General features: G+C 56.2%; 5 protein-coding genes. All 5 read left to right on the forward strand.

What is annotated here, in order from left to right:
* The first annotated feature begins 426 nt into the window (after positions 1 to 426).
* Positions 427 to 4,005, forward strand: coding sequence for a VWA domain-containing protein (locus NTU47_08175; GenBank protein MCX6133773.1), 3,579 nt, complete (start codon positions 427 to 429; stop codon positions 4,003 to 4,005).
* 131 nt (positions 4,006 to 4,136) lie between these two features.
* Positions 4,137 to 6,290, forward strand: a complete 2,154-nt coding sequence (locus NTU47_08180; protein MCX6133774.1) for a T9SS type A sorting domain-containing protein — start codon at positions 4,137 to 4,139, stop codon at positions 6,288 to 6,290.
* Between the two features lie 226 nt (positions 6,291 to 6,516).
* Complete coding sequence (locus tag NTU47_08185) at positions 6,517 to 7,629, forward strand: M20/M25/M40 family metallo-hydrolase (GenBank protein MCX6133775.1); 1,113 nt, start codon at positions 6,517 to 6,519, stop codon at positions 7,627 to 7,629.
* Complete coding sequence (locus tag NTU47_08190; protein ID MCX6133776.1) at positions 7,607 to 8,641, forward strand: cyanophycinase; 1,035 nt, start codon at positions 7,607 to 7,609, stop codon at positions 8,639 to 8,641. The genes NTU47_08185 and NTU47_08190 overlap by 23 nt, the downstream gene beginning before the upstream one ends.
* Positions 8,642 to 8,653: 12 nt before the next feature.
* A partial coding sequence (locus NTU47_08195) for a YfcC family protein (protein MCX6133777.1) occupies positions 8,654 to 9,867 on the forward strand: 1,214 nt, incomplete at its 3' end.

Raw genomic sequence — 9,867 nt, forward strand, 5'->3', positions numbered from 1 at the left:
TCACCGAGTTGCCGGGATGGACTTATGAAATTCCGGTTGCCACGGGCAGATGTCTTGTCCCGCATGTCTGCATGATCCGACAGGTGAGTCCATGCGAATTCCAGGGATTTTCTTGTGGGGCGTGATTGATTATCACGAAAAGTTTTTGATTCTTTCCAGTGCACCGATGATCGCTCCCCAAGGCGGGGGTCGATTTTTCCCCCCTGATTACATATTAGCAATGGCACCTGTTTTCGTCTCAACTGACAGTGTGTTCTTTGTATAACTCTATCCTGATGATTCTGCGCGTGAAGTCTCGGTCACGTTTGCTGTCGTGGAGGTGTGTCCACACCTGTCCGATCTGGAGTAGTCGATGTGACCATTCGGCAAACTGAATTATTGTCTTACAAGGGTCTCCATTCCCGATCCATTCATAAGGAGGTTGTCATGAACTTTAAACAAACAGTTCTTTTGTTTGTGTGCATGGTACTGGCCGTGCTGATACCTGTGTCAGCATTCGCACAGAGTCTTCACTCGACGCCGCGCGAAGGTGGGTTGGAAAAGCAGAAGGGGGCGGGGTTCATTGGAACGACCTCGAATGCTGGGAACAAGTACATCAAAGTTGCCATGAGCACGAGTGATGGACGTTTTACAATCGGGACGGCCGACGGTCGCAGGCTGCTTTATGGTTTCCCTACTGAGGGATCCACGAGTTGGTCAACTGTTCGTATCGATTCAACCTACTACAACACCCGGAACACCACTTCAAGCGGGTACGTCTCTGGTGCGACCGGATTTCCCACTGGAACCGCATCGATAGATGCGTCGGACAGCTCGCTCGTAATGAAATGGACTTTGCCGAACTCGATTGAAGTAACGCAGAGGTTGACACCGGTTATCGGTGATTCTTCCGGTGCGATTTGGATCCAATACACAATCAAGAACAACGACACGAAAAGCCATGGCGCTGGCTTGCTCATGATGTTTGACACGCAGGTCAACACGAACGATGCTGCATTGCTCCAAACGAGCACTACCGGTGTCGTGCCACGGGATACGGTGTTTGTTGCACCGGGCATTCCGTCCTACTGGCAGGCATTCGAAGGGACGCCGTCCAACCCCGGATTAGTCAGCCGTGCAACGCTCACCGGGTCTGGCGTTGTCACGCCCGACAAGCTTTCGATCGGGTCGTGGGGCACATTCAGTGGAATTCTCTGGGACTACACGCGCACCGGCAGTTCGTACGGTGATAGCGCAGTGCTGATGCAATGGGCGCTCCGCACAATCGCTCCGGGTGCCTCGATAACAATCGCAACGATGTATGGAACCGGCTCTGTGTCTGTCTCTCAGGGCACTCTCTCCATGAACTTGGCCGGCCCGTCATCTCTGAGCGCCGTCGGAACATCGCTCTCACCCAATCCGTTCGACATCATCCTCAACGTCCAAAACACCGGCACGGCTACAGCGAGTAACGTTTCCGCTACGCTGAATCTTCCCCTGGGATTGGCGCTTGCTTCGGGCTCTGCCACGAAGAGTGTGAGTCCGTCTACACTTGCTCAGAATGCTTCCGGCGTCGTAACGTGGTCTGTCCAGGCATCGAATGCCGTGAAGACTGCAGGAGATACGCTGGCGTACAGCGTCTCGTCCACAGCAACGGGATTGCAAACGTATTCGCTGTCCCGAAAGGTCTTCATCCCTTATATCGGGGGTTCTTCGTCGACAATGAGCCTTATCTATAATCAGGTTGACGCCAGCGCTTTTCCGGTGATCAAATCGTACGTCAGCGCCAACACGCTTGCGGGTGTGTCGATCCCCGGACTCACGACGAGCAACTTCGTCGTAAAAGAAGATGGGACGACGGAAAGCCCGTTTACCGTTGTGCCGGTTGGAAGCGGCGGCTCGAGTGTCTCCGTGATGCTCACGATCGACAAGAGCGGAAGCATGGCCGGAACGCCCCTCACCGACGCCAAAACGGCATCGGCTACCTTTGTCAGTATGCTGCAGACAGGCGATAAGGCTGCACTGATCTCTTTTGACGACGTCGTGACCGTCGTCCAGGGTTTCACATCGGATAAGACCGTGTTGACGAACGCGATTAATGCAGTCGTCTCCGGAAACAACACCGCAATCTACGACGCTTTGTACGAATCGGTGAACCAGACGAGGCTGCAGTCGGGACGGAAAGCGATCATCCTGATGTCCGACGGGCAGAACAACTCCGGCACACATACACTGACAGAAGCGATCGCGTATGCCAACCAATACAGCATCCCGGTGTTTTCGATCGGGCTCGGCTCAAGCTCCGACCAAACGCTTCAGCAGATTGCCACGCAGACCGGAGGAGCCTACTACGCGGCTCCAACTTCCGCGGACTTGTCGCGCATCTACCAAAGCATCTCTCAGCAGCTTGCGAATCAGTACCTGATTACGTACACAACGCACAACTCCTCCCGCAACGGGACTGTCCGAAGCGTGAACATTGCTGTGAACTACAACGGGACGACGGACAACAAATCCAAATCGTACACTGCGCCGAATACATCGACCATCTCAAGCATTATCCCCGTGGGCCCGGCGACTGCCTCAACGGGAATACCATTCTACATCGATGTGAAGGTGGGTGATCCGACTGCTGTGTCGGATCTCTACAGCATCGTCTTCAAGTTGAGTGCCAGCGCTGTATTATGCTCCTATGTCAACGGCAGCGCTGTGGCGGGAAGCTTCCTTGGAACGAGTCCTGTGACGGCATTCCAGATGGTAGACGCCCAAACGGTGAGCATCGGCGTGACGAAGTCAGCGGCTCCCGGTGTCAACGGAAGCGGCGTTGTTGCGCGAGCGCAATTCCTGGTACCGACTTCGGTTACAACATCCTTCGGTCTCACGTTCTCGCTGTACGATGTCATCGCGACGAACTCGTTCGGAGGTCCGGTGCAGTTCTCTCCGACGGCTCTGAGCGTGACGATCACTCCGGGAACCTCCGGTGGCAACGCGGCAGTGTGGCCGGGTGACTGCGACAACAATGGCACCGCCAATGCGTCCGATATCTTGCCTCTCGGTGTGTACTACGGCCAGTCCCGGCCGGGTGCGAACAGCCCCGGCAACCAATGGTCAGCATACACGCGTACGTATTGGGCGAGCGAGCCTCCGGGAAAGAAGGTGTATGCCGACGCCGATGGGAGCGGTATTATCGATGCGGCGGACCTCCTGCCGATCGGGCTCAACTACGGCAAGACACACACTGTCACGACGAACAGCATCGAACCGGTTGTGGTTGCCGCGGGTGGAGATCGGCAGACAGATGCCGCGCTCCAGATTGGCGCCGTGACGCGGCGCCCCGGCACGAGCCGCGTGCGTGTCCCTGTCATCCTCAGGACGGTGCGGACGGTGTATGGCATCGCATTCACGCTGAAGTACAGCACGGATCAATCTGCGATGCGTTATGTGTCGACCGAAACGGCAGGATCTGTCCTCGGTGACGCTCTGATTGTGAGCAACGCGCTCGATAAGGAAGGGACCGCTCAGGTCGGCATGACGCAGACACGTGGAACCGGATTCAGTGGCTCCGGAGAACTCGCAACAATTTCGCTCGACCTGGTCGATCGGAATCCAGGGGCGCTCTCTCTCGAAATCGTCGAGATCCACGCGAACGATGCCGATGGCAATCCTCTTGTTGTTTCAGGCGGTTCATACAAGGGAGTTCTGACTTCTGCTCAGGCCGAGATTCAGCTCCCCACACAATATCGGCTCACGCAGAACTATCCAAATCCGTTCAATCCCACCACAACGATTTCGTTCAGCATCCCCGAAGAGTCACGCGTGAAGCTGGCCGTTTTCGACATGCTCGGACGTGAAATCAGGTCTCTCACAGAAGGCGTGCGCTCCCCTGGGACATACAGCGTCATGTGGGATGGAAAGAACACGGAAGGACTTGTGATGGAGAGCGGAGTATACTTCTACCGGATGACAGCAACGACGGGTTCCGGCAAATCGACGACCGAAACTCAGCGCATGATCCTCATGAAGTAATCCAAAGTTGACCGGCGGTGGGGGATGCACTGTGACGAATCGCTCACAGCTTCCCCCACGGTCCTTTGGCTCGGGGCGGGGCGTGAATAACCGACCTGCCATCGCTGTCGAACCATGGAGGAGTAGAATTTATGATCATCACAACGATGAGAACGAACTTTCCGGAGATCCCCGGGTTGATGCTCGTGAAATCGCTTGGCCACGTCGTGGTGCTTGCGCTCATGCTGACTGTCGGTAATCTGGCAGCTCAGACCACGGTTACAAGCACATTTGATACGAACACCGATGGGTGGATAGTCGAGGGGCTTGCAGGCGGCCCGACCTACATGGCAGCCGGAGGAAATCCTGGGGGATACATTTACGGTGAAGACGCCGGAGGCGATGATTGGTACTTCAAGGCTCCAACAAAATTCCTGGGGAACCAGTCATTCTCGTATGGAGGAAGTCTCAGCTTTGACCTCAGGCAGTACTACACGAGCAGCCAGTATGACATTGAAGACATCATCATAGAGGGGGGTGGGTTGCGGCTTGTGTTCGACACTCCGAACAATCCCGCCACCACGTGGACGCATTACCAGGTATCGTTGCTCGAAACCGCCGGATGGAAGAAAACTTCGCTGTCCGGAACTGCGCCAACTGCGGCTGAGCTTAAAACCGTGCTCGGTTCAATCACCAGACTTCTGATACGCGGCGAGTATCAGAATGGTACCGACAAGTGCGACCTCGACAATGTCATTCTCGCTTCGGGGTCGACGTCAGGTTCCGGGAAAGCCTCGCTGAAACCTTCAGTGGCCGGCTATGTGCAGGCTGGAAAGCCGTTCTGGGTGGAGGTCCGTGTCGGAGATCCCGTCACGGTTTCGGGTCTCTACGGACTCGCACTGAAGCTTCAGAGCGACAAGGCGACGTGCACGTATGTTGATGCGTCAGGTGCCGCAGGAAGTTTTCTCGGATCGAGCCCGCTTACCTTCTTCAGAAAAGTGAATGCTCAAACCGTTGACCTGGGAGTTACGAAGACCGCAAGTCCCGGTGTGAACGGAACAGGCTCAGTAGCGAGAGCACAGTTTGTATCGTCTGTTACCGGATTGGTTCGGTTCTCTATGTCGGATGTGACGGGTGTAGACCAGGCCGGCGCTGCCGTTCTTTTTGATACTGCGAGTACTCCTGTGACAGTTGGCGGCGCAATGGTGGTACCGATGAGCAGCGGTCCATATCAGATTGGACAGCCTTTTTCCGTTGAAGTGTACGCCAGCGGGATGAACGTCGGAACCGGACTGTATGGGATTTCCTTCAAACTGAAATGCGACAAATCATCCTGCACCTATGTCGATGGCAGCGGAGCTGCCGGAACGTTTCTTGGTTCGAGTCCGCTGACGTTTTTCCAGAAAGTAAACAGCCAGATGGTCGATATGGGCGTGACGAAAACATCAGCCCCGGGTGCTACCGGCACAGGTCCGGTCGCGAAAGCGCAGTTTGTCTCCACAGCATCAGGACTGATCCGGTTCACGCTCTCAGACGTTATCGCTGTCGACCAGTATGGTGCCCGCATCACTGTCGATACCTTGAGCCTTTCGATAATTATCGGCGGTCCCTCTGTGAAACCGGTCGGAATCGGGCCGTACCAAATCTACAAGCCGTTCACCGTGACGGTTCAGGCGAGTGATTTCACGTCGAACCCGGCCTTGTACGGGATCGCATTCAAATTACGGAGCGATGTGCCGTCGTGCACATATGTGGATGGAAGCGCCGCTGCCGGCTCGTTTATGTCGACGACTGCGATCTCCTATTTCCGCACGATCGATGCGCAGACAGTTGATATGGGAGTGTCGAGAACGACGGTGCCTGGCTCAGTGGGCGCAGGTACGATCGCCTCGGCGCAGTTCGTTCCAACCTCAGGGACAAACGTCCAGTTCACGTTGTTTGACGTGACCGCCGTTGACCAGAATGGGGCGAGTATTCCTGTCAATGTGGAGTACTTCAGTGTCACCACGATCTCCGCAGTGGAGAGGGAGGGGACGGTGCCGACGGCGTTCAGCTTGTCTCAGAACTATCCCAATCCGTTCAATCCTTCGACCACTATCCGATTCAGTCTTGTGCAGCAATCACCGGTTCGATTGAGCGTCTATGACGTTCTCGGCCGGCAGGTGGCCACGTTGATAGACCAGCGCATGGACATGGGCAGTTACTCAGTCGAATGGAATGCGGGGAATCATCCGAGCGGGTTGTATCTTTACGAATTGCGGGCGGGGAACTCGGCTCAAACCAGGAAAATGGTGTTGACGAAGTAACACGCAAGAGGGTCTGACCTTCAGAATCCCGATCGGCAGAGAGCCGGTCGGGATTCTCTTTTCCGGCCCCCGGGGAGAATAGCAGAGGGTTGGTCCGAGCTCCGGCCGCCGGCAACGGATCCCCCGCGGCGCACCGAATCCGCTTGACAGTGAAAGGAAATCGTGTAATTTGCGGAATAGATGTTTCGCTCCCCCAAGCACCTGAAACAATTCGTTCACCCCCACTATGTCATCCGCTGAACAGGAACTTTTATCGCTTTTCCTGCGTCTCGCTCCGATCGAAGGCGTTTCGCATGCCGAGCGGGCAATCACGGACGAAGTCACAGCACTCCTCCGGCAGGGGGGCATTCGTGTCGTTGAAGACGATGCCGCCGGGATCGTCAAGGGGAACAGCGGCAACCTTCTCTGCTTTCCGCCCGCATTCGATGAACACGCCCCGGCAATTCTCCTCGAAGCCCATCTCGACACGGTGCAGTCAACGGCAGCGCTCAAGGCAATTGTGAGGGATGACAGGGTCACATCCGACGGCACGACGATCCTCGGTGCAGATAACAGAATGGGTCTCTCGATACTCGTGGACCTCTTGCTGAGGGTGGCGAAGACGATAGCCCCGCATCGCAATTTCTTTGTCGCACTCACGGTGTGCGAGGAAACCGGCCTCTACGGAGCAGACGCTATTGATCTCGCCAGCCGCAACGTTTCTGCAGCGTACGTTTTTGATTGTTCGAAGCGGCCGGGAATTTACATCCGGGAATCGGTTGGGCTGTATGCGTTCACCGCGCAGTTCTTCGGCAAGGCCGCACATGCCGGCGTCGCGCCTGAAGAAGGTATCAGCGCAATCGCTCTCAGCGCGGCCGCGATCAGCAAGCTCCGGTTCGGGAGGATTGATGCGGACACGACAGCCAACATCGGAAAGATCTACGGCGGAGAAGCGGTCAATGTCGTCCCGGACAAGGTTACTATTGAGGGAGAAGTGCGCTCGTTCTATCCGGAAAGAATCAGCCGCCAACTCGACCTCATCCGCCAGACTTTTGAGAAGACTGTCCAGGGAACGGGGCGTGTGCAGTTTGATGCTCTCCCTGATTTTGAGCCGTACGTCCACAACCCCGACTCAGCCGCCGTCGTGACGCTCGAAGCCGCTCTGCGCGCTGCCGGACTTACTCCGCAGCCCATCCGGTACATGGGAGGGAGCGATGCGAACAAATACAACGCAAAAGGGATTCCTGCTGTGAATATCGGTATCGGCGCCCAGAAGCCGCATTCAGTTGACGAATTTTTCCTTCTCGAAGATCTCCACACATCATCCAGGATCGCACATGAACTTGTACAGAATCGCTAACATCAGTTCCTCTCATTCATTTCGTATGTTTCAACGCAGAGGCGCAGAGGCTGCAGAGAATCGCGGAGAGTTCCAGGAATCAGACTCTGCGATGCTCGGCGCTCTCCGTTTACCCCGATTCTTCCATCGGGGCGTCTCCGCGATGAGAACCATTATTGTGCTTCTTGCCATGATTCTTCCAATTTCGGCATGCCTTCTTGCTCAGGAAGGGCCAAAGGGGAGCCTCATCATCATCGGCGGGGGGAACAGGGGAGCCGAAGTGATGAAACCGTTTATTCAGCTGGCGGGAGGGGAGAAGTCGAAGATAGCGTTCTTTCCTATGGCGAGCGTCTATGGCGACACGATGGCACAGGAGCGCATCGCTGATATGAAATCCTTTGGAGCAGGATCAGTGCTGCATCTCTATATCACTCGCGAACAGGCGAACAGCGACTCCATCCTGGCCTTGCTCGATGACGTGACGGGAGTCTATTTCGGCGGCGGTGATCAATCGAAGCTGACCGCGGTTCTCAAAGGAACCAGGACGGAGAAGCGGCTTCACGAACTCTATCACAAGGGGGCGGTGCTCGGTGGAACGAGCGCGGGCGCTGCGGTCATGAGCACGATCATGCTTACAGGCGATGAAAAAAGGCCTACGAGGGATTCCTCATTCAACAAAATCGAAATCGACAATATCATCACGACAAGCGGGTTTGGTTTCATTGACGACGCGATCGTCGATCAGCATTTCCTCATCCGGCGCAGGAGCAACCGGCTCATCAGCGTCATCCTCGAGCACCCTGACAAAGTGGGAATCGGCATTGACGAGGCTACGGCGATTTGGATGAAACCCGATCACACATTTGAAGTGCTCGGAAGGTCTGTCGTGCTCGTGTTCGACGCCACAAGGTCCGAGGTCCAGCGCGATCCCAAAGGGTACGGCGTGCGCGCATCGGACATCCGGATGAGCGTTTTGCGCAGCGGCTCCGTCTATGACCTCAAGTCGAAAAAAGTCATCCGGCTCTCAAACTGAGGCGGCGAATCAATGCGAATTCCCCCGACGCTCGTTCTGATTTTCTCGATCATCGCTCTCTTCGGCATGCTCACCTGGATTGTACCCGCCGGGGAGTTCAAGCGGATGGAGAAGGATGGCCGCACGGTTGTCGTCCCGGGGACCTACACGCAGGTTGCCCCCCAACCGCAGGGGATCGACAAAGTGCTCGCCGCCCCCATCAAAGGCTTTGTCCTGGCCGCGTACGTTATTGCTCTGGTCTTCGTTGCCGGCGCTGCGTTCGGAGTGGTCAATGCGACGGGAGCCATCAGTAGCGGTATCCAGGTGTTGGCCGTCGCCGTGGAGAAAAGTCCGGTGCTGCAGAAAGCCATGATCCCGATTCTCATGTCGCTCTTCTCTCTTGCGGGAGCGACCTTCGGCATGAGCGAAGAGGTGCTCGCGTTCATCCTCATCTTCATCCCCTTCTCCCGAGCGTTGGGGTATGACTCCATTGTCGGTGTTGCAATTCCGTTCGTCGGCGCCGGTACCGGGTTCGCCGCTGCTTTTTTGAATCCGTTCACCGTGGGAGTGGCGCAGGGAATCGCCGACCTCCCGCTGTTCTCAGGGATCGAATTCCGGCTTGTCATGTGGGTTGTCTTCACGACGATCTCGATACTGTTCGTGGGCCGCTACGCAAAAAAGATCAAGAAGAATCCTGCTTTGAGCCCGGTCTACGCGCTCGACGGTGAGCGGTTGGAGAGCAGCGAGGGCGTGCTTGTCGGCAATCTGTCGGCGCGGCAGAAGATTGTCCTTGGTGTGCTCGCGGCAACGCTGGTCGCCCTGGTTGTCGGCGCACTGAAATTCGACTGGTATATCACCGAGATTGGGGCGCTGTTTCTCGGTATGGCAATTCTCACTGGCCTTGTCGGCCGCCTGAAAATGAAGGAGTTCTCAGACTCGTTTGTCTCTGGTGCAAAGGACATGCTGACGGCAGCGCTTGTCGTCGCCTGTTCACGCGGAATTCTCGTCATAGCGTCGGAAGGAAAGATCATCGACACGGTGCTCGATTCGATGACAGGGCTTGTCCGGCAGGCGCATCCTATCATCTCGGCGTACGCAATGCTCGTGGTTCAGTTCACGCTCCATTTCCTTGTCCCCTCAGGCAGCGGCCAGGCTGCGCTGAGCATGCCGATCATGACGCCGCTCAGCGATTTGCTGGGAGTGACGCGGCAAACCGCAGTCCTGATCTTCCAATATGGCGACGGCTT

This window comes from Ignavibacteriales bacterium (assembly GCA_026390595.1).
GTDB lineage: Bacteria > Bacteroidota > Ignavibacteria > UBA10030 > UBA10030 > UBA9647.